The sequence below is a fragment of the Aurantimonas sp. NFXS3 genome (assembly GCF_049132005.1).
GTDB classification, from domain to species: Bacteria; Pseudomonadota; Alphaproteobacteria; order Rhizobiales; family Rhizobiaceae; genus Aurantimonas; species Aurantimonas coralicida.
Window position 1 is genome coordinate 573,011 of sequence record NZ_JAGDDZ010000001.1, and the last position, 21,613, is coordinate 594,623.

Below are 21,613 nucleotides of genomic sequence, written 5' to 3' on the forward strand. Positions count from 1 at the left end.
TTTCGCGCTGACAAAACCCGCCGGCCATTTTCCTGGCCGGCGGTTCCTCGCAAGGAGTGTCGGGATCCATGCCGCTATCATTGACGCTAGCGACTGCCGTCTTGCTGACGATCATCGGCTTCAGCGCCGCCTTCATGAAGGCGCGGACGGTCGGGGCGACGGGTGACGGACGGACGCTGCACTCCCTCCCCAAATATCACGGCTATCTTCTTGCGCTGACGATCCTGACGCCCTGCGTCGTCGTCATCCTGCTGTGGCTGGCGCTCGAGCCCGTCGTGCTCGACCGGATCATCCTCGCCAATCTGCCCGAGACGCTGAAGGAAGCGTCGGCCGGGCGGCTCGGCCTGCTCATCGGACAGGTCCGCCAGGTCGCGGCCGGCGTCACCTTCGGCGAGCCCGACCCCGCGGTCTTCACCGCTGCGGAGACCTTCCAGACGGCGGCGAACGTCTCGCGCTGGCTGCTGCTCGCGGTCGTCGTGGCGATCGCGCTGATCGCCTCGGGCGTCGTCGTTCCCCGGATCGACCTGCGGTTTCGTGCCCGCAACACGGCCGAGCGGATCATCAAGTACATCCTGATCTTTTGCGCCACCATCTCGATCCTGGTGACGCTGGGCATTCTCTTCTCGCTCCTGTTCGAGGGGCTTCGGTTCTTCGCCGTGGTGTCGCCGCTGGAATTCTTCTTCGGCATCAACTGGGACCCGCAGATCGCCATCCGCCCCGACCAGGTCGGCTCGACCGGCGCCTTCGGCGCGGTGCCGATCTTTGCCGGCACGCTGATCATCGCCTTGACGGCGATGGTCGTGGCGCTGCCGGTGGGGCTGTTCTCGGCGATCTACATGGCCGAGTTCGCCTCGCAGCCGATGCGCACGGTGGTCAAGCCGCTGATCGAGGTGCTCGCGGGCATTCCGACGATCGTCTACGGCTTCTTCGCCGTCCTCGTCGTCTCGCCGGCCATTCGCGGCTTCGGCAGCGACATCGGCATCCCGGTGTCGCCGACGGCGGCGATCGTGCCGGGCCTCGTCATGGGCGTGATGATCATCCCGTTCATCTCGTCGCTGGCCGACGACGCGATCTCCGCGGTTCCGCGGGCCATGCGGGACGGCTCGCTCGGGCTCGGGGCGACCCGCGGCGAAACCATTACCAAGGTGATCCTGCCGTCGGCCCTGCCGGGCATCGTCGGCGGTGTTCTCCTCGCCACCAGCCGGGCGATCGGCGAGACCATGATCGTGGTCATGGCCGCGGGCCTGACCGCGAACCTCACCGCCAATCCGCTGGAAGGCGTCACCACCGTCACGGTGCAGATCGTGGCGCTTCTGACCGGCGACACGTCCTTCGACAGTCCCAAGACGCTGGCCGCCTTCGGCCTCGGGCTGACGCTCTTCCTCCTGACGCTGATGCTCAACCTCGTCGCAATCCAGATTGTCCGGAAGTATCGGGAACAATATGACTGACGCTACCCAAGCAGGCGCATTTCCCTCGGGCCGGCCGGGCACGCATTCCCGTGATCTCGTCAGGGCCAGCCTCGGCAAGCGCAAGTCGGCGCAGACCCGGCTGAAGATCTACGGCGGCGCCGCGATCGCGTTCGCGCTGCTGATGCTCGCGACCCTGATCGGCTCGGTCGTCTCGACCTCGCTTCCGGCCTGGACGCGGACCGAGGTGAAGCTCGACGTGGCGATCCCCGCCGAGGACGACATCAACTACAATTCGCTCGCCAACAATTCCCTGCTCGCCCTGTTCCCGGAGACGGACGGGCGCGCGGAACGGCGGGCGGTGACCGGCATCCTGAGCAACGGCGCGCAGTTCATGCTGCGCGACCTCGTCGCCGCGGACCCGCAGCTCAAGGGCCAGACGACATCGGTGTGGGTGCCGGTGTCCGACCCCTACGAGCAATTGTTCGAAGGCGTCGTGAACGCCGACCAGGCCGAGGCCAACCGACGCCTCGACGACGCGGCGCTGGCTCGCTTCAAGCAGCTGGAAGAGGCCGGGCTGATCCGCTCGTCCGTCGACTGGGGCCTCGTCACCGAGGCGGATAGCCGCTTCCCCGAGCTCGCCGGCCTGAAGGGCGCCATCATCGGCTCGTTCTTCCTGCTCCTGGTCTGTTTCCTCATCAGCGTTCCCGTCGGGGTCGGCGCGGCCGTCTATCTGGAGGAGTTCGCGCCGAAGAATCGGTTCACGGACTTCATCGAGATCAACATCAACAACCTGGCGGCGGTGCCCTCGATCGTCTTCGGTCTCCTGGGCCTGGCGCTGTTCATCGGCGTCTTCGGACTGCCGCGCTCGGTGCCGCTGGTCGGCGGCATGGTGCTGTCGCTGATGACCCTGCCGACGATCATCATCGTCACCCGGAACGCCTTGAAGGCGGTACCGCCCTCGATCCGCGAGGCGGCGCGGGGTGTCGGCGCCTCGGAGATGCAGGTGATCGGCCATCACGTCCTGCCGCTGGCCCTGCCGGGCATCCTCACCGGGGTTATCATCGGACTGGCCCAGGCGCTCGGCGAGGCGGCCCCGCTGCTGCTGATCGGCATGAACGCCTTCATCACCTCGGCGCCGTCGGGTCCTCTCGACCCCTCGACGGCGCTTCCGACCCAGATCTTCATCTGGTTCGACAGCCCGGAACGCGGCTTCGTGGCGCGCACCAGTGCGGCCATCTGCGTGCTCCTGGCCTTCCTCTCGATCATGAACCTTACGGCGGTCCTTCTGCGACGCCGTCTCGAACGGCGCTGGTAGATATGCGACAGGAGACTCCCATGATGGAAAATATCCAGGTGTCGTTAGCGAAAGGGCCTGCCGTGCAACCTACCCGTCCGATCAAGATGCGATCCGAGAAGGTGACCGTCCATTACGGTCCGAAGCAGGCGCTCTACGACATCGATCTCGATGTCGAGGAGAACCAGGTGACGGCGCTCATCGGACCGTCGGGCTGCGGCAAGTCGACCTTCCTGCGCTGCCTGAACCGGATGAACGACACGATCGACATCGCCAAGGTGGGCGGCAAGATCACGCTGGACGGCGAAGACGTCTACGATCCGGCGATCGACGTGGTCGAGCTGCGGGCGCGGGTCGGCATGGTCTTCCAGAAGCCCAACCCGTTCCCGAAGTCGATCTTCGACAATGTCGCCTACGGTCCGAAGATCCACGGACTCGCCTCGACCAAGGCCGAGCTCGAGGAGATCGTCGTCACCAGCCTGCGCAAGGCCGGCCTCTACGAAGAGGTCAAGGACCGGCTCGCCGAGCCGGGCACCGGCCTGTCGGGCGGCCAGCAGCAGCGCCTGTGCATTGCCCGCGCCATCGCGGTGTCGCCCGAGGTGATCCTGATGGACGAGCCCTGTTCGGCACTCGATCCGATCGCGACCGCCAAGGTCGAGGAGCTGATCGACGAGCTGAAGCAGAACTACACCATCGTCATCGTCACCCATTCGATGCAGCAGGCGGCGCGCGTCTCGCAGCGCACGGCGATGTTCCATCTCGGCTATCTGGTGGAGGTCGGCCCGACGGAGAAGATGTTCTCCAACCCGGACGACAAGCGCACCCAGGACTACATCACCGGCCGCTTCGGCTGAACGAAGGCAAGGAAGCGTCATGCCCATGACCGAACATACAGTCACGTCCTACGAAGACGAGCTGAAGCTGATCGTCCGCCGGATCTCGGAAATGGGCGGGATGGCCGAGCGGATGGTCGAGCAGTCGGTCGCCGCGCTGATGCGCAGCGACTGGGGGCTGGCCCAGTCGGTGGTCGCCGACGACCTGCTTTTGGACGACGCCCAGCGGGCGCTGGACGAGCGGGCGATCATGACCATCGCCAAGCGCCAGCCGATGGCCGTCGACCTGCGCGAGATCGTCGGCGCCATCCGCATCTCCAACGATCTGGAGCGGATCGGCGACCTGGCCAAGAACATCGCCAAGCGGGTGATCGCGGTACACGACCATGCCCATCCGGTGCAGCTGGTGCGCGGCATCGAGCATCTGTCGGAAATGGCGCTGGAGCAGCTCAAGGAAGTGCTCGACGCCTATGGCGAGCGGGACTACGAGCGCGCGCTCGCCATGCGCGAGAACGACGAGCAGATCGATGCGATGTACACCTCGATCTTCCGCGAGCTCCTGACCTACATGATGGAGGATCCGCGCAACATCACCTCCTGCACCCATCTCCTGTTCTCGGCCAAGAACATCGAGCGGATCGGCGATCACGCCACCAACATCGCCGAGACGGTCTATTACATCCAGACCGGCAAGCAGCTCGAGAACGAGCGGCCGAAGCGCGACAACACGGCGACGATGACCCAGCCGGTGCCGAACGACCCGCCCACCCAGGCTGACGGGGGCTGAAACCGATGAGCGCACGGATCGTCGTCGTCGAGGACGAGGAAGCCCTCGGCATTCTCCTGCGGTACAATCTCGAGGCCGAGGGCTACGTCGTCGACGTCATCGACCGGGGCGACGAGGCCGATATCCGGCTGAAGGAGGAGGTGCCCGATCTCCTGATCCTCGACTGGATGCTGCCCGGCCTGTCGGGTGTCGAGCTCTGCCGGCGGCTGCGCCAGCGCGAGGAGACCGAGCGCCTGCCGATCCTGATGCTGACGGCACGCGGCGAGGAGAGCGAGCGGGTGCGCGGCCTGTCGGTCGGCGCGGACGACTATGTCGTCAAGCCGTTCTCGACGCCGGAACTGATCGCCCGGGTGCGGGCCATGCTGCGCCGCTCCAAGCCCGAGAAGATCTCCAGCCAGCTCGTCGCCGGCGACATCGATCTCGATCGCGAGACCCATCGGGTGCGCCGCGCCGGCCGCGAGCTCAAGCTCGGACCGACCGAGTTCAAGCTGATGGAATTCTTCATGCAGTCGCCGGGCCGGGTGTTCTCCCGCGAGCAGCTGCTCGACGGCGTCTGGGGCCGCGACATCTATGTCGACGAGCGCACCGTGGACGTCCATGTCGGCCGGCTGCGCAAGGCGATCAATCGCGGCCGCGAGCGCGACCCGATCCGCACCGTGCGCGGCGCCGGCTATGCGCTGGACGAGCAGTTCAGCGCCGCCAGGTCCCCCGCCGCGCCGGCCCGCACGCGGCTGAGCGCCGGCGCCTGACGGGTCTCCGCCCGGCGCCGGGCGGCTTCTTCACGAGCCTGAAACGCAAACACCCCGCGCGGCCTGGCCACGCGGGGTGTTTGCGTTGGGTACGGTCTGTGGCGCCTAGCGGGCGCGGCGGCGATCCGAGAAGGGCTGGAAGGCCAGCTTGGCGTGATAGGCGCAATAGGGCGAGGCATCGCGGGCGTTGTTGCCGCAGAAATGGAAGTCCGGCTTCATCGGGTCGCCGACCGGCCATTTACAGGTGGTCTCGGTCAGCTCGACGAGGCTGAGCTTGCGGGCGATCGGCACCACTTCGGCGCTCTCGCGCTCCTGCGGCTGGTCCATCACCTCGAGCTCTTCCTCCGGCTCCATCTTCAGCGCGGTGGCGCCCATGGTGCGCGGCATGGAACGGCTCGGGGCCTGCTGCTGCGAGGCGGCGACCAGACGGGCCGGCACCACCATCTCGACGGTCTCGACCTCGGCCGTGCGGCGCGGGGCAGGGCGCTCGACGGCAACCGGCTGCGCGACATTCGGCTGGCGGGCCCGCGATTCGAGTTTCAGGCGGTGCACCTTGCCGATCACGGCGTTGCGGCTGACGCCGCCCAGGCGGTCGGCGATCTGGCTGGCGCTCAGGCCTTCGGTCCAGAGCTGCTTGAGCAGCTCCACGCGTTCGTCAGTCCAGCCCATGGCAAGCTCCTTTCGGCATAGTCGCGACGGCTGGAATCCCTCCACAAGCGCGACGGCTGACCGCGCCAGAACGCACAAGATATATTGAGGAACTAGGTCCGCCGCACGAAATCTAGTATCTTGACGGCAAGATAGCCCAGCCGCGGACTCGCTGACAAGGCTCGCCGGGGACGCAGGGGAATCGTTTGGGGCTTTTCCCCAGCCTTTGTTGCCGCCCGTGACGTTCGTCAAGCCTATGACCGACAAGCAGGGCGAAAATGCGGTTCGATTGACACCGCGTCGGCTCGCCATGGTATAGCGGAAGCTCCGAAGTCTCGGAAAACGCTCGAAAGCCTGCCCCATCGGCAGGCTTTGGCGTTTCAAGCATCCCGCCCCAGCGGTTCGCGCGCCGAACCGATCCCGCAACAATAACCGGATCCGACCCTTACGATCCAGCAAAGTCAAAGGCCATGGCTGACACGACGGACCATTCCTCGCCGCTCTTCGAGACCTATGCACGCGCGCCGCTCGCCTTCGAGCGCGGCAGCGGCGTCTGGCTGGAGACGCGCGACGGCCGACGTTTCATGGACTTTGGCGGCGGCATCGCGGTGAACTGCCTCGGCCATGCCCATCCCCATCTCGTCGAGACGATGAAGGCGCAGGCCGAGAAGCTGTGGCACGTCTCCAATCTCTACGAGATCCCCGACCAGACGCGGATGGCCGAACGGCTGACGGCGGCGACCTTCGCCGACCGCGCCTTCTTCGCCAATTCCGGCGCCGAGGCGGTGGAATGCGCGATCAAGACCGCGCGGCGCTATCACTACGTCAACGGCGCGCCGGAGCGCTATCGCATCCTGACCTTCGAGGGCGCCTTTCACGGGCGCACGCTGGCCACCATCGCGGCCGGCGGGCAGAAGAAATATCTGGAGGGCTACGGCCCGAAGGTCGAAGGCTTCGACCAGTTGCCCTTCGGTGACCATGACGCGCTGCGCGAGGCGGCGGCGCAGCCCGACGTCGCGGCGATCCTGATCGAGCCGATCCAGGGCGAGGGCGGCATCCGCAGCGTCCCGCCCATGTGCCTGACGGGCCTGCGCGAGATGTGCGACAATCTCGGCATCCTCCTGATCTACGACGAGGTGCAGACCGGCGTCGGGCGGACCGGCAAGTTCTTCGCCTATCAGCATTCTGGCGCCGCACCGGACATCCTCGCCTCGGCCAAGGGCATCGGCGGCGGCTTTCCGCTCGGCGTGTGCCTGGCGACGGAGCGGGCGGCCAGCGGCATGACGCCGGGCTCGCACGGCACCACCTATGGCGGCAGCCCGCTGGCGATGGCCATCGGCAATGCCGTGCTCGACGTGGTGCTGGACGACGGCTTCCTCGACCATGTCCACGACATGTCGCTGCAGCTCAAGCAGTCGCTGGCCTCGCTTTCGGACCGCTATCCCGACGTGATCGAGGCGGTGCGCGGCGAGGGGCTGCTGATCGGCCTGAAGGCCAAGGTGCCGAACGGCGAACTCGTGGCGCAGATGCGCGAGGAAGGACTTCTGGCGGTGCCGGCGGGCGACAATGTCGTGCGCCTGCTGCCGCCGCTCAACGTCACCGCGGACGAGGTCCGGCAGGCGATGGATCGGATCGAGACGGCGGTGGCGGCGATGTCGGCCGGCAACCGGCGCAAGAGCGCGTGAGGCGGATGATGACGATGGCAAACGGCCCCAAGCACTTTCTCGACATCTCCGCCGTCCCGAGCCGCGACCTGCACGACATCATCGACGATGCCGCAAGGCGCAAGGCGCTCGGCCGCGACGGCCCGAAGCCTCTGGCCGGCAAGGTGCTGGCGATGATCTTCGACAAGCCGTCGACGCGCACCCGGGTGTCCTTCGACGTCGGCATGCGGCAACTCGGCGGCGAGACGCTCTTCCTGTCGGGCACCGAGATGCAGCTCGGCCGCTCGGAGACCATCGCCGACACGGCGCGGGTGCTGTCGCGCTATGTCGACGCGATCATGATCCGCACCACCACCCATGACCGGCTGACGGAAATGGCGGAATACGCCACGGTGCCGGTGATCAACGGCCTGACCGACGACACCCATCCGTGCCAGATCATGACCGATCTTTTGACCTTCGAGGAAAAGCGCGGCCCGGTGCGCGGCAAGACCTTCGCCTGGACCGGCGACGGCAACAACGTGCTGTCGTCCTTCGTCGAGGCCTCGGCGCGCTTCTCGTTCAACCTGACCATCGCCACGCCGGCGGGGTCGGGCCCGGACATGCGCTTCGTCGAGCGGGCTCGCAAAGACGGCGCTTCGATCCTAATTACGGAAGACCCGGTGGAAGCGGTGACCGGCGCCGACTGCGTCGTCACCGACACCTGGGTGTCCATGGGCCGCGAGGAACAGGCACGCGGCCACAATGTCTTCATGCCCTATCAGGTCAACGAACGCCTGATGGCGCATGCCAAGCCCGAGGCACTCTTCATGCATTGTCTCCCTGCCCATCGCGGCGAGGAAGTGACCGACGCCGTCATGGACGGCCCGCAATCGGTGGTCTTCGACGAGGCCGAGAACCGTCTGCACGCGCAGAAATCCATCCTGGCCTGGTGCTTCGACGCACTCGGCACCGAGACTTCCGCGGGGCAGAGCCGTGGCTGATCCGCAGAAGGCGCTCGGCGAGTTCAACTTCGCCGGCGACGATGCCGTCGTGCCGTTCGCGGTCGAGGGCCTCGACGCCCGTGGCCGGGCGGTGCAGCTCGGCCCCATGCTCGACCAGATCCTCGGCCGGCACGATTATCCCGAACCGGTGGCACGGCTTTTGGCGGAGATGGTCGTCCTGACGGTGCTGCTCGGCACGTCGCTGAAATTCGACGGCAAGTTCATCGCCCAGACCCAGACCGACGGTCCGGTGGACCTTCTGGTCGTCGACTTCACGACGCCGTCGAGCGTGCGCGGCTATGCCCGCTTCGACGCGGACAAGCTGGCGGCCGCCGTCAGCGTCGGCGCGACCTCGTCCGAGGCGCTGCTGGGCAACGGCATCATGGCGCTGACCGTCGACCAGGGCGAATACACCCAGCGCTACCAGGGCATCGTGGAACTGGCCGGCTCGTCCATGGAGGAGGTCGCCGAGGCGTATTTCCGCCAATCCGAGCAGATCCCGACCGCGGTGAAGCTGGCGGTGGCGCGGATCGTCAAGCGCGGCGAGAACGGCTTCGTGGAAAGCTGGCGTGCCGGCGGTCTCGTGGCGCAGTTCCTGCCGGAATCGCCGGAGCGCATGCGCATGCCGGACCTGCCGGGCGGCGACGCGCCGGAAGGCGTCGAGGACGATCTGGGCGATTTCGAGCCGGACGATTCCTGGGTCGAGGTGCGGGCGCTGGTCGACACGGTCGAGGCGTCGGAACTCGCCGATCCCGATGTCGGCGTCGAGCGGCTGCTGTTCCGCCTGTTCCACGAGCGGGGCGTGCGGGTGTTCCCGCCCAATCCGGTCGCCGACGACTGCTCGTGCAACCGCGAGCGGATCAAGGGCGTGTTGTCGAACTTCTCCGCCGAGGAGATCACCGAGAGCGTCGAGGACGGCGAGATCGCGGTGACCTGCGAGTTCTGCGGCGAGTCCTACAGCTTCGATCCGTCGGAATTCACGGACGCGGAAAGCGACACGAGCCCCGACGGCGACAGCTGATCCGACACTTTTCGCGCGCGGCCGGCCGGCCGGTTCGGGCGCGGGGCGCTGACGACGGGCCGGCGGGTTCGCGCGGCTAGTTCAGCACCCGCTGACGGGCCGGCACGTCGAGCGAGAAGGCCGGGATCTCCACCTGGAACAGCGTGCCGTCCTCCTGCTCCATGCGGTAATGGCCGCGCATGAAGCCGGACGACGTGCCCAGTGGGCAGCCGGAGGTGTAGGTGAAGCTGTCGCCCGGCGCGAGCCGCGGTTCCTCGCCGACGACGCCGGGGCCGCTGACTTCCTCGACGTGACCATTGGCGTCGGTGATGTGCCAATATCGTGATCGCAGCCGGGTCGTTTGCCGGCTGCCGTTCTCGATCTCGACCGTATATGCCCAGACCCAGCGTCCGTCGTCCGGCATCGACTGGTCTTCCAGATAGGTCGGTGTCACCGTGACCGTGATGCCGTGCGTCGTCGCCCTGTACATGGCCCCATACCCGAATGGCGTGTCGCGTCGCTTACGTTATCGCGGCGCGGCCGGTTCGGGTCAACGGCGGGTCGCCGCGTGGACGGAGAAAGCCTTGCTCGACGGTGTTCTGAAACGGCAGATCGACCCGCCGATCGACTGGCTGGCGGGCGGGCTGGCGCGGCTGAAGATCGGCGCCAACACCGTGACGATTGCTGGCCTCGTGCTGGGACTGTCGGCTGCCGCCGCGATCGCCTTCGGCGCGCTGATCACCGGCCTCGTGCTGATCCTCTTGTCGCGGCTCGCCGACGGGCTGGACGGGGCGGTGGCGCGGCAGACACGGCCGACGGATTTCGGCGGCTATCTCGACATCGTCTTCGATTTTCTCTTCTACGGATCGATCCCGCTGGCCTTCGCGATCCTCGATCCGGGCGCCAATGCGCTCGCCGCGGCGATCCTCCTGATGAGCTTCTACGCCAATGGCGCGAGCTTCCTCGCCTATGCGGTGATGGCCGAAAAGCGCGGCATCGCGACCGTGCAGCGCGGCACCAAATCGCTCTATTTCACCACCGGGCTGGCCGAGGCGTCGGAGACGCTGGCCGTCTTCGTGCTGTTCTGCCTGCTGCCGCAGCATTTCGCGATGATCGCCTATATCTTCGCGGCGATGACGGCCTGGACCTTTGCCTGGCGCGTGCGGCTGAGTTTCCAGGCGTTCGGGTGAGGGCCGCCCCTTGTCTGCTGCGTCCCGCTGCGCAGGTGAGCAAGCCGTATTATCCGTCGCTAGGGACGGACGACAACTGGGCGTCCTGCCAATCCTTCAGCGTCTGGCCTGTCGCGACCAGCTTCCATGACGTTCGGCCGTTCGTGTTGCGGTTCTTGATAACAGCAGCGGCCGCACTCGGGCTCGCAAAGGCGACATCCTCGGCGAACCGGAGAAAGTTCGGGTCATCAGTTGGAACGAGGCGACCGTCCTGAACAAGCTGATCACGCAGATTGGCATAGACGTTCGTTGCGAAACTTTCTGTGCTCGCGTGTGACCCTGCCAGTACGGTGATTTCGCCATCAACCTCGACCGCGCGCGCCTCAAAACCGTACTTTCCGCTCGTCAGAACTAAGTCCAACTTCGACGGAGATATTCCCGGCAGGGATTGCGTTGCCGCGTCGGCGGACGTTGCTGACTTTGCCCTTTCTCGCAGGAAATCGAAGCCGACAACGGGCAGGATCACCTGAACTTGCGAGATAAAGAACTCCATATCCGCAACATCGCTTTCGGGCAGGCTCTTGCGCGCTGGCTCGTTGCCGTTCGCAACGTTTGCTCGCTCGGAGTTCTTCGTCAGTTCAACGAAGCGGCTCTCCAGATAGCGTACATGCGCCTTTGTCAGGTTCAGATCCTTGGAGGTGACGAGGCACGCCCGGGTCCAGAAATCCTTCTGGTCGTCCTTGGCATGCGATTTGATGCGATCAGCAACAATATCGCCCTCGCCGACGTAAACCCGGGACTTCGTGGGCTGTTTGGGGTCGTCACCCACAAGGAAATAGACGCCGGTTCGCGCTGCCTCACTACGTTGCAGCGCTTCTGCCAAACGTGAACGGGGCGCTACCAGAACATGCCCTGTCCAGTTCATGATTTCAGCGGTCAGGATGCCGGTGGGCGATCCGTCAACGAGGTATAGGCGAACGCTTCTTCCGGTGATCAATGGGAAAGCCTCAAGCCGATGTGGTCACGAGCACTGTGACCTTCATCTATCATGGACCTGTGGTGAACGCGCTTATATCTTGTGACGATAGGTCAATTGCGTTGCGCTTCCACTTATCAACATTTTGCAGGACGAATGCCTCAATACGGCAATTATCGGCGACGGCAATGCCATCGCCGATTGTCTTGCACTGGCTGATCTTTCGACCAATCTAGACCGCCGCCAGGGCGGCCTCGATGTCTTCCAGCAGGTCGTCGACGTCCTCGAGGCCGATGGAGAGGCGGAGGAGGCCGTCGCTGATGCCGAGTTCGGTGCGGGCTTCCGGCGTCAGGTTCTTGTGGGTGGTCGTCGCCGGATGGGTGATCAGGCTCTTGGCGTCACCGAGATTGTTGGAGATCAGGATGATCTCCAACGCGTTGGAGAAGCGGAAGGCCGCCTCCTTGCCGCCGGCCACCTCGAAGGCGAGGAGGGTGGAGCCGCCGGTCATCTGGCGGGCGATGATGGCCGCGTCCGGATGGTCGGCGCGGCCCGGATAGATCACCTTGTTGACCTTGCCGTGCTCGGCCAGCGTGTCGGCGATGCGGGCGGCCGAGCGTGTCTGCTGCGCGACGCGCAGTGGCAGCGTCTCCAGGCCCTTGAGCAGCGTCCAGGCATTGAAGGGCGACAGCGACGGGCCGGTGTGGCGGAAATAGTTGTGGAGGTTCTCGTCGATCCATGCGGCGGAGGACAGGATGATACCGCCGAGGCACCGGCCCTGGCCGTCAATGTGCTTGGTGGCCGAATAGACGACGACGTCGGCGCCGAGCTCCAGCGGGCGCTGCAGCATGGGCGTGGCGAAGACATTGTCGACGACGAGGGTGGCGCCGGCCGCATGGGCGATCTCGGCGACCGCGGTGATGTCGATCACCTCCAGCGTCGGATTGGTCGGCGTCTCCATGAAGAAGACCTTGGTCTCCGGCCGGACGGCGGCGCGCCAAGCGTCGAGATCGCGGCCGTCGACGAGGGTGCAGGCGACGCCGCAGCGCTCCAGCACCGTCTCGACCACGTAGCGGCAGGAGCCGAACAAAGCGCGGGCGGCCACGACATGGTCGCCGGCCTTGACCTGGCACTGCATGGCGGCGGCGACCGCGGCCATGCCGGAGGCGGTGGCCCGGGCATCCTCGGCGCCTTCCAGCGCCATCATCCGCTCCTCGAACATGCGGGTCGTGGGATTGCCGTAGCGCGAATAGATGAAGCCGGGCTCGTCGCCGCGGAAGCGGGCCTCGGCGGCCTCGGCGCTCGGATAGACGAAGCCCTGGGTGAGGAACAGCGCCTCGGAGGTCTCGCCGAAGCTTGAGCGCGTCGTGCCGCCATGGACCATGGCCGTGGCCGGGCGCAGTTTGCGTGCCGTATCCGTCTTCTTCTGCATGGGTCGTCTCCGAACAACAAAAACCGGCTGTCGCGTCGCCGCAAAGCCGGTTCGTCGGGAGGCACGATCGCCATTTCGTCAGAACGGCCCTTTAGCGACTTCTTTAACGTGGCTGCAAGCCGGCCGGCCAAATCACCACTTCTGCTTTGCAAATAGACCCGATCCGGCTAGGCGTCAATCCGGGAGCGCGACGCCGCGGGCGGCGCGGACGCAATGCAAGGCCATGACGGGACAGCCGATGTCGGACACATACGCGCAGGGCGGAATCCTGCCCGACCTGGAGATTGCGGGGCTGTTTGCCGCCGGTGCCATCGCCGCGCCGATCGAACGCGACGGCGACCAGATCCAGCCGGCGAGCCTCGACCTGCGCCTCGGGCCGAAGGCCTACCGGGTGCGCGCCTCGTTCCTGCCGGGGCAGGGGCAGTCGGTGGTCGACAAGCTCGACCGGTTCTCGCTGCACGAATTCAGCCTCGCAGACGGGGCGGTGCTGGAGACCGGCTGCGTCTACGTCGTGCCGCTGCTGGAAAGCTTTCGCCTGCCGGCCGACATCCGCGCGACGGCCAATCCGAAATCCTCCACCGGCCGGCTCGACATCTTCACGCGGGTGCTGGCCGACGGGGCGCAGGAATTCGACAAGCTGCCGGCCGGCTATGACGGCCCGCTCTATCTGGAAATCTCGCCGCGGACCTTCCCGATCCTGGTGCGGCAGGGCTCGCGCCTGTCGCAGATCCGCTTCCGCAGCGGCGAGCCGCTCTTGAACGAGGCGGAACTGGCGGCGCTGCACGGCGAACAGGTGCTGACGACCGCGGCCGAGGCCAACATCTCCGGCGGCGGCATCGCCTTGTCGATCGATCTCGTCGGCAACCGGGACGGGCTGGTCGGCTATCGCGGCAAGCGGCATACGGGCGTCGTCGACGTCGACCGGCGCGGTGCCTATGCGCTGACCGATTTCTGGGAGCCGGTGCTGCGCTCCAAGGCCGGCGAGCTGGTGCTCGACCCGGACGAATTCTACATCCTGGTGTCCAAGGAGGCGGTGCATGTGCCGCCGGCCTTCGCCGCCGAGATGACGCCCTTCGATCCGCTGGTCGGCGAATTCCGCGTCCATTATGCCGGCTTCTTCGATCCGGGCTTCGGCCATTCGGCGGCCGGCGGCTCGGGCAGCCGGGCGGTGCTGGAGGTGCGCAGCCATGACGTGCCCTTCATCCTGGAGGACGGGCAGATCGTCGGCCGGCTGGTCTATGAGTGGATGCAGGCGCTGCCGGAGAAGCTCTATGGCAGCGATCTGAAGTCGAATTACCAGGCCCAGGGGCTGAAGCTGTCGAAGCACTTCGTCTGACGGCTGGCGCGGTGACGACCCGCGCCGCCGCCCCTCAGGCGAGCGCCTCGCGGCGGTCGCGGGTGAGGCGCCAGATGGTGATGGCGTTGGTGGTCAGGACGAGGAGTTCGGCCAGCGCCGCCCCGACCGAGCCGACGAGGACGTTGCTGGCGACCCAGCAGAGCGCCGCGCCGGCCAGAAGCAGGCGCATGGGAATGCCGTCGAGCATGAACATGGCGATGGTGCCGAGAAGGCCCGCCGTCAGCGGAATGACGTCGAGCGACCGCTCCCAGCTGATCCAGCTGACCAGCCCGGTCGCCGCGAGCATCGTTGCCATGACGGGCCAGCTTCCCTTGTAGCGCCGGGCCAGGAGGATGCGCAGGATGATCAGCGCGCTGATCGCGCCGGCGACCTTGGCGCCGAACAGGAAGAACTGCACCGCGAAGGCGACATTGGCGAAGACCAGCAGCAGCAGCAGACGGTCGTCGCGCTTGCTGGCGAAGGCCATGATGCAGATGACCAGCGCGGCAAAGCCGGTCGCCTGACCGGCGATGAAGCGGAAATCCCAGAGCTCCAGTTGTGATCTCCCGGTCGAATGGGGGGGCGGTCGAACGACGCCGTCCGCCGGGTGTGAGAAGAAACTTCGGGCGGAGCCCTTGCAGCTATGGCTGGATGGGGCAGCGTCGCCTATATTGGTGTTCGACGGGCTGCGCGGTGCGCCAGGAGTAACATATTCTCGGGGCCTTAGTCATTCCTAGGGAGCTGTCCCTGCCTTGGCCCGTGGGCCTGGGGCACACGGCGCCCACCTACTCTGTAGGTTCCCGGGATCGACATCTCCATCGGCCGGGTGGCTCGTCACTTTCCACCCTTCTCCGGCCAGCCGACACGGCAGACCACTTTTCTTCCGCCGCGAAATCGTTCACCTCTGCCCGGCAGGGGGAGAGCCGATGAGTGATGCGAAAGAAGCCAAGGCAAGCCTGCGCCAGGCGGCGCTGGCCCGGCGGGACGCGATGCCGGAAGACGCCCGGATCGAGGCGTCGCTCGCCGTCGCCGATCGCTGCGCCGAGCTCCTGCCGATCACGCCCGGCATGGTCGTCTCGGGCTTCCTGCCGATCCGCTCCGAAATCGATATCCGTCCGTTGATGATGCTGCTGGCCGACCGCGGCGCGCGCCTCTGCGTGCCGGCGATCGTCGACGGCCGTCTGCAGTTCCGCCATCTGGTGCGCGGGGCGCCGCTGGAGCCGCAGGGCTTCGGCACCTATGCGCCGGGCGCCGAGGCGGCGGTGCTCGACCCCGAACTGATGCTGGTGCCGCTGGCGGTCTTCGACCGGCAGGGCGGCCGGATCGGCTATGGCCGCGGCTATTACGACAGCGCCATCGCGGCGCTGACGGACAAGGGCGCGCCGCCGATCCTGGCCGGCGTCGCCTTTGCCGTGCAGGAGGCGGAGACGGTGCCGATGGAGCCCCACGACATCCGCCTGCCGATGATCGTCACCGAGCGCGAGACGATCCGCCCCGACATCGGCTGATCAGCGCCGGTTCTTCTCGCGGCCGAGGATCAGCGCCCAATAGGGCTCGCCATTGGCGCCGGTCGCCGCGGCAAAGCCGATCTCGGTGACATTGGCGTTGAGCAGATTGCGGCGATGGCCCGGCGAGCGCTTCCAGCCGGTGATGACGGCCGGCGTCGAGCGGTAGTTCCAGCCGATATTCTCCGACACGGCGGCCCAGTCATAGCCGAAGGAGGCGACCCGGTTGGGCAGCGCGCCGTCCAGCGAATGGCTGAGATTGCCCCTGGCGGCCATGGCGCGGGCCTGCCGCTCGGCGGCCTTGCCGAGGACCGGGTCGAAGCGGACGGCGCCGAGGCCGTTCTCGGCGCGGAAGGCGTTGATCGTGGCGAGCGCGACATTGCGGTCGACGCTGATCTCGCGGGTCGAGCCGACATCGACGGAGCCGGGGGAGCCGACGCAGGCAGCCAGAAGCGCGATGGGCAGCAGCGCCAGGAGGCGCAGGACGGGGGCAAGGAGCGTGCGGCGGGCGAAAATCATGGGGTCTGTTCTGTCCTGTCGGTTGCGGCGCGCGATCGGGGAGGCGCGGCAGGCGGTCGGCGGCCCTGCGCCCAAGGGGACGCAGATGCACGATGATGATGGCGGGGATTGCTCACCGAAATCTGAAAGTCGTCGGCCCCGCCGGCATGTCGGCACGGCAAAAGACCGCGCACGGCCAGCGGCGACGCGGCGAAACACCGGCCTCATGCCTCGGCAATCTGGCGGTTTTTCGACCGGACGGCGGCGGCCGGCCGGCGCGACGATGTTGCGCAGGGGGCGGGCGACGGCGGCACTGTTGCCGGCGGGCGCCCCCCGCATCGCGGGATGCCGCGGCCGAGTTGACGGGGCGGGCGGCATGGGCCAAGCGGATCGCTGCCGGTTTGTCGTCAGGGGCGGGCCGGCGCGGCGCGAGGCCGCGGGACAGACAGCGACAGGCGAGCGCGATGCGATTTCTCTTTCTCGGCGACATGGTCGGCCGCTCCGGACGGACCGCCGTCTTCGACAGGCTGCCCGGCCTGATCTCCGACTGGAAGCTCGACTTCGTCGTCGTCAATGGCGAGAACTCGGCCGGCGGCTTCGGCATCACCGAGGAGATCTTCGAGCGCACGCTGGAGGCGGGCGCCGATGCGGTGACCACCGGCAACCACGTCTGGGACCAGCGCGAGGCGCTGGCCTTCGCCGGACGGCAGGACCGCTTCATCCGGCCGGCGAACTATCCGGCCGGCACGCCCGGCCACGGCTCGGGCCTGTTCGAGGCGAAGAACGGCGCCAGGGTGCTGGTCGCCAACATCATGGGCCGGGTGTTCATGCATCCCGATCTCGACGATCCCTTCGCCTGCGCCGACAATCTGGTCTCGGCCTGCCCGATGGGCGAACAGGCGGACGCCATCATCATCGACTTCCACGCCGAGGCGACCAGCGAGAAGCAATGCTTCGGGCATTTCCTCGACGGACGGGCGAGCGTCGTGGTGGGCACCCATACCCATGTGCCGACCGCCGACCACCAGGTCCTCGTCGGCGGCACCGCCTACCAGTCCGATGCCGGCATGTGCGGCGACTACGATTCCTCGCTGGGCATGGAGAAGGAGGAGCCGCTGAACCGCTTCGTCACCAAGGTGCCGCGCGGCCGCTTCGACGCCGCGCAGGGGCCGGCGACCATCGCCGGGCTGGCGGTGGAGATTTCCGACCGCACGGGGCTGGCCGAAAAGGTCGCGCCGGTGCGCATCGGCCCGCGGCTCGCCGAGGCGGTGCCGGACTTCTGGTAAGGCGTTCGCCGCGAACGCACGGCGCCGGCCTCAGACGCCGGCAAGGACGATGACCGTCGGCGTCTTCGGCAGGCTGCGCATGGAGATGGTGAGGCTGGGCTCGGTCCGCCGCTCCACGGCGAAGCCGGGCATGCGGTCGAGGAAGCGCTCGATCGGGCCGGCGAAGCGATGCATCGGCAGGACGATGGACGAGCGCAGCCGGTCGGCGATCTCGCCCATGCCCTCCTGGCTCATGGTCATGCCGCCATCCACCGGCACCATCAGGACGTCGAGCCGGCCGATGCGGGCGTAATCCTCGTTGGTGAGCTGGTGGTGCAGATGGCCGAGATGGCCGATGCACAGGCCCGCCACCTCGAAGATGAAGATCGAATTGCCGTCCGCCTCCATGCCGCCGAAGGCGCGGATGTCGGTCGGCACGTTGCGCACATAGAGGTCGCCGACGGTCAAGGCATGCTCTGCCGGGCCGCCCTCCGGGTTCCAGCCGAGCAGCACATGCGGGATCGCCGGGTCGGGATAGGGCGTGTTGTGGGACGAATGCGCCTTGTTCATCGTGACGATGTCCGGCATCGCGCCGCCCGCAAAGCCGGCATAGTCGGTGGCCGCCACCACCCCGCCGGGGCTCTCGATCAGATAGGTCGCGTGGGAGACATAGGTGATGGTCACCTCGTCCGACGTCGCGGCGAAGCGCCGGGCGGCCGGGCTGTCCATCGCGACATAGGTTGCCCCCGGCAGGCTCTCGGCCATGGCGATGCAGGTGCTCGGCACCATCTGGGCGGCGGCCGGGGCGGGCGCCAGGGCGAGGCCGGCGAGAAGCGCGGCAAGGGCGACGAGGCGGTTCATGGGCAGGCTCCGGGTCGGCGGGACGGGCGGGTCAAGCGGGTCAAAGATTGACGCCGCCGGGTTCGGCAGGCGTGTCGGGCGCCTCGGGCACGATCATCGCGCGCTCCTTGAGGAAGGGATGGATCGCCACGGCCTCGCGCAGCTGGGCCTGGGCGAGACGGAAGCGGCCCTGGCGCATCAGGATGATGGCGCGGCCGGACATGGCGGCGAAGTGCTTCGGCTCCAGCGCGATGGCGCGGTCGACATCGGCCAGCGCCCCGTCGAAATCCTCCTGCAGGAAGCGCACGAAACCCCGCTGGTTGAAGGCCTCGGCATAATCGGGGGCGGCCGCCACGGCGGCGTCGAGAAGGGCGCGGGCGCCGGCGAAATCGTAGCTGCCGCGCCGATCCATGGCCTCTTCGACGAGGCGGCGGGTGGCGGCATCGGGCGCGGCTTGCATCCAGTGCCGCCAGATGGCGCTTTCGGCGGCGAGACCCTCGGCCTCGGTGGCGGCGTTCTTCAGCGCGGCGAACAGATGGGTTTCGGTGGGGCGAAGCGCGGGCTCGGCTTCGGCCGGCGCGGCGCGGTCATTGCCCGGCGCGGCGGTGTCGCCCAGGGCCGGGACGGCCGCGGCGAGGACGAGGGCCGCCCAGAGGGCGTAGCGGAACAGCGCAGCGCGATATCGCATGGTCGCGTTCTCCCCTGACCGTCGGCGCGGCAGCAGCAGGGGCGATCGGGCGCCGACGCTTCGAGGCTACCCCGCCGGCGCCAGAAGCGAAATCAACATGGCGTCATCACGCGGCGGTCGCCGGCCGGCAACGCGCAGGAGGGGACGCGGGAGCGGGCTGCGAGGCGTCTATGCGCCGTCGGCGGGTCGGACCATCTCCTGCCAGCGTGCGATCAGCGCGGCGAAATTGTCGGCCGGCGCTCCGGGATAATCGAGTTCGTCGGGGCCGATGGCGACGAAGGGCTGGCGCGAGGCGGTCCAGATGTGGCCGGCGGGAACCAGCCAGCTGGTGTCGTCGAGGGTGCCGGCCTTGATGTTGACCCGGCCGGGATTGCCTTGCGAGCGGTGCTGGATGCGCACGCCGCAATCGGGGCAGAAATCGCCGAGCCGCACCGCGCCGCTGTCGGCCATGCGCCGGGTCGTCGCCATCTCGCCGCGGATGACGAGGCTGGCGGGATCGACGCGCAAGCTCTCCCCATAGGCGCTGGAGGTCTGCCGCTGGCACTCGGTGCAATGGCACAGATAGAAGACCTGCGGCGCGGCACGGATCTCGTAGCGCACCCTGCCGCACTGGCAGCCGCCGGTCAGCGGCAGGGCCGGAAGGGTGGTCCGGCGGGGCGCGGAAGCTTCGGGGGCGTCGGACATGGGAAACCTCGTTCTGGACGTTTGCCGCCCGATTTTTTATATGTCGCGCAATTCTTCCGCATTGAAAGACAGGTTCGCCATGGCCGGCCATTCACAGTTCAAGAACATCATGCATCGCAAGGGCCGCCAGGACGCGGTCCGATCGAAGATGTTTTCCAAGCTCGCCCGCGAGATCGTGGTGGCGGCCAAGTCGGGCCTGCCGGACCCCTCGATGAACGCGCGGCTGCGACTGGCGATCAACAACGCCAAGGCGCAGTCGATGCCGAAGGACAACATCGACCGGGCGATCAAGAAGGCCTCGGGCGGCGATTCGGAGAATTATGACGAGGTCCGCTACGAGGGCTACGGCCCGGGCGGCGTCGCCATCATCGTCGAGGCGCTGACCGACAACCGCAACCGCACCGCCTCCAACGTGCGCTCCTGCTTCACCAAGGCCGGCGGCTCGATGGGCGAGACCGGCTCGGTGTCCTTCATGTTCGATCATGTCGGCGAGATCGTCTATCCGCTGTCGGCCGGCGACGCCGACACGGTGATGGAAGCGGCGATCCTGGCCGGCGCCGACGACGTGATCTCCGACGAGAACGGCCACACCATCATCACCGCCTTCGAGGATATCGGCGACGTGTCGACGGCGCTCGAGGAGTCGCTGGGCGAGGCCGAAAGCGTGCGCCCGACCTGGCGGCCGCAGACCGGCACGCCGGTGGACGAGGACAAGGCCGAGAGCGTGATGCGGCTGATCGGCAACCTCGACGACGACGACGACGTGCAGAACGTCTACGCCAATTTCGAGGTCGACGACGAGGTGATGGCGAAGCTGTCGGCCGCCTGAAAACCGGGCTGATCGCCCATCCTTGACATGCGTCGGGCTGCGGTGCCGCAGCTCGACCGGTCGCTTCTGCGTGGCGTGGCCGCGGTGGCCGTGCCGAGGGCGAATGGCGCCGTCCGTCCGCCCGAGCTTCCCTCACGACTGCGTGTTCTGAGGCGCCGTTCACCCGCAACCCCCGGCCTTCCGGGCCTGGCTGCGTTAACCATTTGTTAACGATTAACGAGACGTCCCCTTAGGGAAAGTCCTACATCGACGTGGGAAACAGGAACCACGTCATGCAGATTTCCGCCTATCTCGGGGCCCTTCGTCGTCGCTCCGACCCCTATGTCGACACCACCAGCCTGGAATTCCAGTTCCGCGCCAAGCGGTTCGTGCGCATCCGCCGCCTGATCGACGCCGTTCTGGCCGAGCAGGAGCGCTGCGAGATCATCGATCTCGGCGGCACCGAAAAATACTGGGCGGTCGCTGGCGACTATCTCGAGAGGCGCCAGGGCCGTGTCTTCGTCACGCTGGTCAATACCGAGCCCCAGGTCGTGGCGCGCCCCGAGCAGTTCCGCGCCGTGCGGGAGAGCGCCAGCGACCTGACGCTGTTCGACGGCCAGGGCTTCGATCTGGCCCATTCCAACTCGGTGATCGAGCATGTCGGCTCGCGGGCCAACATGCGGGACTTCGCCCTCAACATGCGCCGGCTGGCACCACGCTATTACTGCCAGACGCCGAATTACTGGTTTCCGTACGAGCCGCATTTCCGCACCGCCGGCTTCCAGTACCTGCCCAAGGCGGTCCGGGTCGCCATGCTGCAGCGCTTCGCGCTCGGCTTTTTCGACCGCATCGACGATGTCGAGGACGCACGCAACGTGGTGCGCGACCACGATCTGATCGGCCGGCGGCAGATGGCGGCGTTCTTCCCGGATGGCGAGATCTCCTACGAGACCGTCCTCGGCTTGCGCAAATCGGTGATCGCCACCCGGGACGCGGGCGCCCGGGACGCCTAGCTCCCGGTTCGCCGCCCGCCGCCCAGGGCCAT

General features: G+C 67.2%; 23 protein-coding genes, 1 other RNA gene and 1 riboswitch. Of the genes, 15 read left to right on the top strand and 9 right to left on the bottom strand.

Annotation, left to right across the window (positions count from 1 at the left end; all coding sequences use genetic code 11):
- Nucleotides 1-68: 68 nt before the first annotated feature.
- Genes pstC through phoB form a run of 5 tightly spaced genes read left to right on the top strand, consistent with a single transcriptional unit; the run spans nucleotide 69 to nucleotide 5,075 of the window.
- On the top strand, nucleotides 69-1,451 hold the full coding sequence (pstC, locus tag J3367_RS02530) for a phosphate ABC transporter permease subunit PstC (RefSeq protein WP_024348878.1): 1,383 nt from the start codon (nucleotides 69-71) through the stop codon (nucleotides 1,449-1,451).
- Nucleotides 1,444-2,727 carry a phosphate ABC transporter permease PstA gene (gene pstA / locus J3367_RS02535; RefSeq protein WP_024348877.1) on the top strand — a complete coding sequence of 428 codons (1,284 nt, stop codon included), beginning with the start codon at nucleotides 1,444-1,446 and terminating at the stop codon, nucleotides 2,725-2,727. The genes pstC and pstA overlap by 8 nt, the downstream gene beginning before the upstream one ends.
- Nucleotides 2,728-2,750: 23 nt before the next feature.
- A complete protein-coding gene (gene pstB / locus J3367_RS02540) occupies nucleotides 2,751-3,560 on the top strand; it encodes a phosphate ABC transporter ATP-binding protein PstB (protein WP_051141505.1) in 810 nt (269 codons plus the stop codon).
- A gap of 19 nt (nucleotides 3,561-3,579) precedes the next feature.
- Entirely contained in the window at nucleotides 3,580-4,326 is a 747-nt protein-coding gene (phoU, locus tag J3367_RS02545; protein WP_024348875.1) for a phosphate signaling complex protein PhoU, read from the top strand.
- 5 nt (nucleotides 4,327-4,331) lie between these two features.
- A complete protein-coding gene (gene phoB, locus J3367_RS02550; RefSeq protein WP_024348874.1) occupies nucleotides 4,332-5,075 on the top strand; it encodes a phosphate regulon transcriptional regulator PhoB in 744 nt (247 codons plus the stop codon).
- A 105-nt stretch (nucleotides 5,076-5,180) separates the two neighbouring features.
- On the opposite strand, the gene J3367_RS02555 is transcribed toward phoB, so the two are convergent.
- Nucleotides 5,181-5,744: a GcrA family cell cycle regulator gene (locus J3367_RS02555; protein ID WP_024348873.1), complete on the bottom strand. Its 564-nt coding sequence runs from the start codon at nucleotides 5,742-5,744 to the stop codon at nucleotides 5,181-5,183.
- 449 nt (nucleotides 5,745-6,193) lie between these two features.
- Here J3367_RS02555 and J3367_RS02560 point away from each other — a divergent pair, with 449 nt between their 5' ends.
- The 3 genes from J3367_RS02560 to J3367_RS02570 are packed head-to-tail and all read left to right on the top strand — an operon-like array spanning nucleotide 6,194 to nucleotide 9,391.
- Nucleotides 6,194-7,408 (top strand): aspartate aminotransferase family protein, encoded by a 1,215-nt coding sequence (locus J3367_RS02560; protein ID WP_024348872.1) that lies wholly within the window; start codon nucleotides 6,194-6,196, stop codon nucleotides 7,406-7,408.
- Between the two features lie 8 nt (nucleotides 7,409-7,416).
- Entirely contained in the window at nucleotides 7,417-8,370 is a 954-nt protein-coding gene (gene argF / locus J3367_RS02565; RefSeq protein ID WP_029702577.1) for an ornithine carbamoyltransferase, read from the top strand.
- Nucleotides 8,363-9,391, top strand: a complete 1,029-nt coding sequence (locus J3367_RS02570) for an Hsp33 family molecular chaperone (RefSeq protein ID WP_024348870.1) — start codon at nucleotides 8,363-8,365, stop codon at nucleotides 9,389-9,391. The genes argF and J3367_RS02570 overlap by 8 nt, the downstream gene beginning before the upstream one ends.
- A gap of 76 nt (nucleotides 9,392-9,467) precedes the next feature.
- Here the strand turns inward: J3367_RS02570 and apaG are convergent, their stop codons facing one another.
- Nucleotides 9,468-9,860, bottom strand: a complete 393-nt coding sequence (gene apaG / locus J3367_RS02575) for a Co2+/Mg2+ efflux protein ApaG (protein ID WP_024348869.1) — start codon at nucleotides 9,858-9,860, stop codon at nucleotides 9,468-9,470.
- 94 nt (nucleotides 9,861-9,954) lie between these two features.
- On the opposite strand from apaG, the gene J3367_RS02580 reads away from it, so the two are divergent.
- The gene (locus tag J3367_RS02580) at nucleotides 9,955-10,560 is read left to right on the top strand and encodes a CDP-alcohol phosphatidyltransferase family protein (RefSeq protein ID WP_024348868.1); all 606 of its coding nucleotides are present in this window, start codon (nucleotides 9,955-9,957) and stop codon (nucleotides 10,558-10,560) included.
- Between the two features lie 49 nt (nucleotides 10,561-10,609).
- On the opposite strand, the gene J3367_RS02585 is transcribed toward J3367_RS02580, so the two are convergent.
- Nucleotides 10,610-11,536: a GIY-YIG nuclease family protein gene (locus J3367_RS02585; protein WP_169513612.1), complete on the bottom strand. Its 927-nt coding sequence runs from the start codon at nucleotides 11,534-11,536 to the stop codon at nucleotides 10,610-10,612.
- A gap of 211 nt (nucleotides 11,537-11,747) precedes the next feature.
- Nucleotides 11,748-12,944, bottom strand: a complete 1,197-nt coding sequence (locus J3367_RS02590; protein ID WP_024348866.1) for an O-succinylhomoserine sulfhydrylase — start codon at nucleotides 12,942-12,944, stop codon at nucleotides 11,748-11,750.
- Nucleotides 12,945-13,015: 71 nt separating this feature from the next.
- Nucleotides 13,016-13,093, bottom strand: a riboswitch (SAM riboswitch).
- A gap of 89 nt (nucleotides 13,094-13,182) precedes the next feature.
- Between J3367_RS02590 and J3367_RS02595 the strand changes: the two genes are divergently transcribed.
- Nucleotides 13,183-14,280 (top strand): 2'-deoxycytidine 5'-triphosphate deaminase, encoded by a 1,098-nt coding sequence (locus tag J3367_RS02595; protein ID WP_421460133.1) that lies wholly within the window; start codon nucleotides 13,183-13,185, stop codon nucleotides 14,278-14,280.
- 34 nt (nucleotides 14,281-14,314) lie between these two features.
- Here J3367_RS02595 and J3367_RS02600 read toward each other — a convergent pair whose 3' ends face one another.
- Nucleotides 14,315-14,836 (bottom strand): YgjV family protein, encoded by a 522-nt coding sequence (locus tag J3367_RS02600; protein ID WP_029702574.1) that lies wholly within the window; start codon nucleotides 14,834-14,836, stop codon nucleotides 14,315-14,317.
- Between the two features lie 124 nt (nucleotides 14,837-14,960).
- Between J3367_RS02600 and ssrS the strand changes: the two genes are divergently transcribed.
- Both ssrS and J3367_RS02610 read left to right on the top strand, forming a co-directional pair.
- Nucleotides 14,961-15,117: non-coding RNA, 6S RNA (gene ssrS / locus J3367_RS02605), on the top strand.
- An 89-nt stretch (nucleotides 15,118-15,206) separates the two neighbouring features.
- Nucleotides 15,207-15,788 carry a 5-formyltetrahydrofolate cyclo-ligase gene (locus J3367_RS02610; RefSeq protein WP_421460135.1) on the top strand — a complete coding sequence of 194 codons (582 nt, stop codon included), beginning with the start codon at nucleotides 15,207-15,209 and terminating at the stop codon, nucleotides 15,786-15,788.
- Here J3367_RS02610 and J3367_RS02615 read toward each other — a convergent pair whose 3' ends face one another.
- Nucleotides 15,789-16,304, bottom strand: coding sequence for a CAP domain-containing protein (locus tag J3367_RS02615; protein ID WP_024348863.1), 516 nt, complete (start codon nucleotides 16,302-16,304; stop codon nucleotides 15,789-15,791).
- Between the two features lie 443 nt (nucleotides 16,305-16,747).
- Here J3367_RS02615 and J3367_RS02620 point away from each other — a divergent pair, with 443 nt between their 5' ends.
- Nucleotides 16,748-17,569 carry a TIGR00282 family metallophosphoesterase gene (locus J3367_RS02620; RefSeq protein WP_024348862.1) on the top strand — a complete coding sequence of 274 codons (822 nt, stop codon included), beginning with the start codon at nucleotides 16,748-16,750 and terminating at the stop codon, nucleotides 17,567-17,569.
- A 30-nt stretch (nucleotides 17,570-17,599) separates the two neighbouring features.
- On the opposite strand, the gene J3367_RS02625 is transcribed toward J3367_RS02620, so the two are convergent.
- The 3 genes from J3367_RS02625 to J3367_RS02635 all read right to left on the bottom strand — a co-directional run bounded on the left by J3367_RS02625 (nucleotide 17,600) and on the right by J3367_RS02635 (nucleotide 19,760).
- A complete protein-coding gene (locus J3367_RS02625; protein WP_024348861.1) occupies nucleotides 17,600-18,409 on the bottom strand; it encodes an MBL fold metallo-hydrolase in 810 nt (269 codons plus the stop codon).
- A 40-nt stretch (nucleotides 18,410-18,449) separates the two neighbouring features.
- The gene (locus tag J3367_RS02630) at nucleotides 18,450-19,076 is read right to left on the bottom strand and encodes a tetratricopeptide repeat protein (RefSeq protein WP_024348860.1); all 627 of its coding nucleotides are present in this window, start codon (nucleotides 19,074-19,076) and stop codon (nucleotides 18,450-18,452) included.
- Between the two features lie 168 nt (nucleotides 19,077-19,244).
- Nucleotides 19,245-19,760 (bottom strand): GFA family protein, encoded by a 516-nt coding sequence (locus tag J3367_RS02635; protein WP_024348859.1) that lies wholly within the window; start codon nucleotides 19,758-19,760, stop codon nucleotides 19,245-19,247.
- Nucleotides 19,761-19,839: 79 nt separating this feature from the next.
- On the opposite strand from J3367_RS02635, the gene J3367_RS02640 reads away from it, so the two are divergent.
- Both J3367_RS02640 and J3367_RS02645 read left to right on the top strand, forming a co-directional pair.
- A complete protein-coding gene (locus tag J3367_RS02640) occupies nucleotides 19,840-20,589 on the top strand; it encodes a YebC/PmpR family DNA-binding transcriptional regulator (protein WP_024348858.1) in 750 nt (249 codons plus the stop codon).
- A 272-nt stretch (nucleotides 20,590-20,861) separates the two neighbouring features.
- The gene (locus J3367_RS02645) at nucleotides 20,862-21,581 is read left to right on the top strand and encodes an SAM-dependent methyltransferase (protein ID WP_024348857.1); all 720 of its coding nucleotides are present in this window, start codon (nucleotides 20,862-20,864) and stop codon (nucleotides 21,579-21,581) included.
- Nucleotides 21,582-21,613 lie beyond the last annotated feature (32 nt).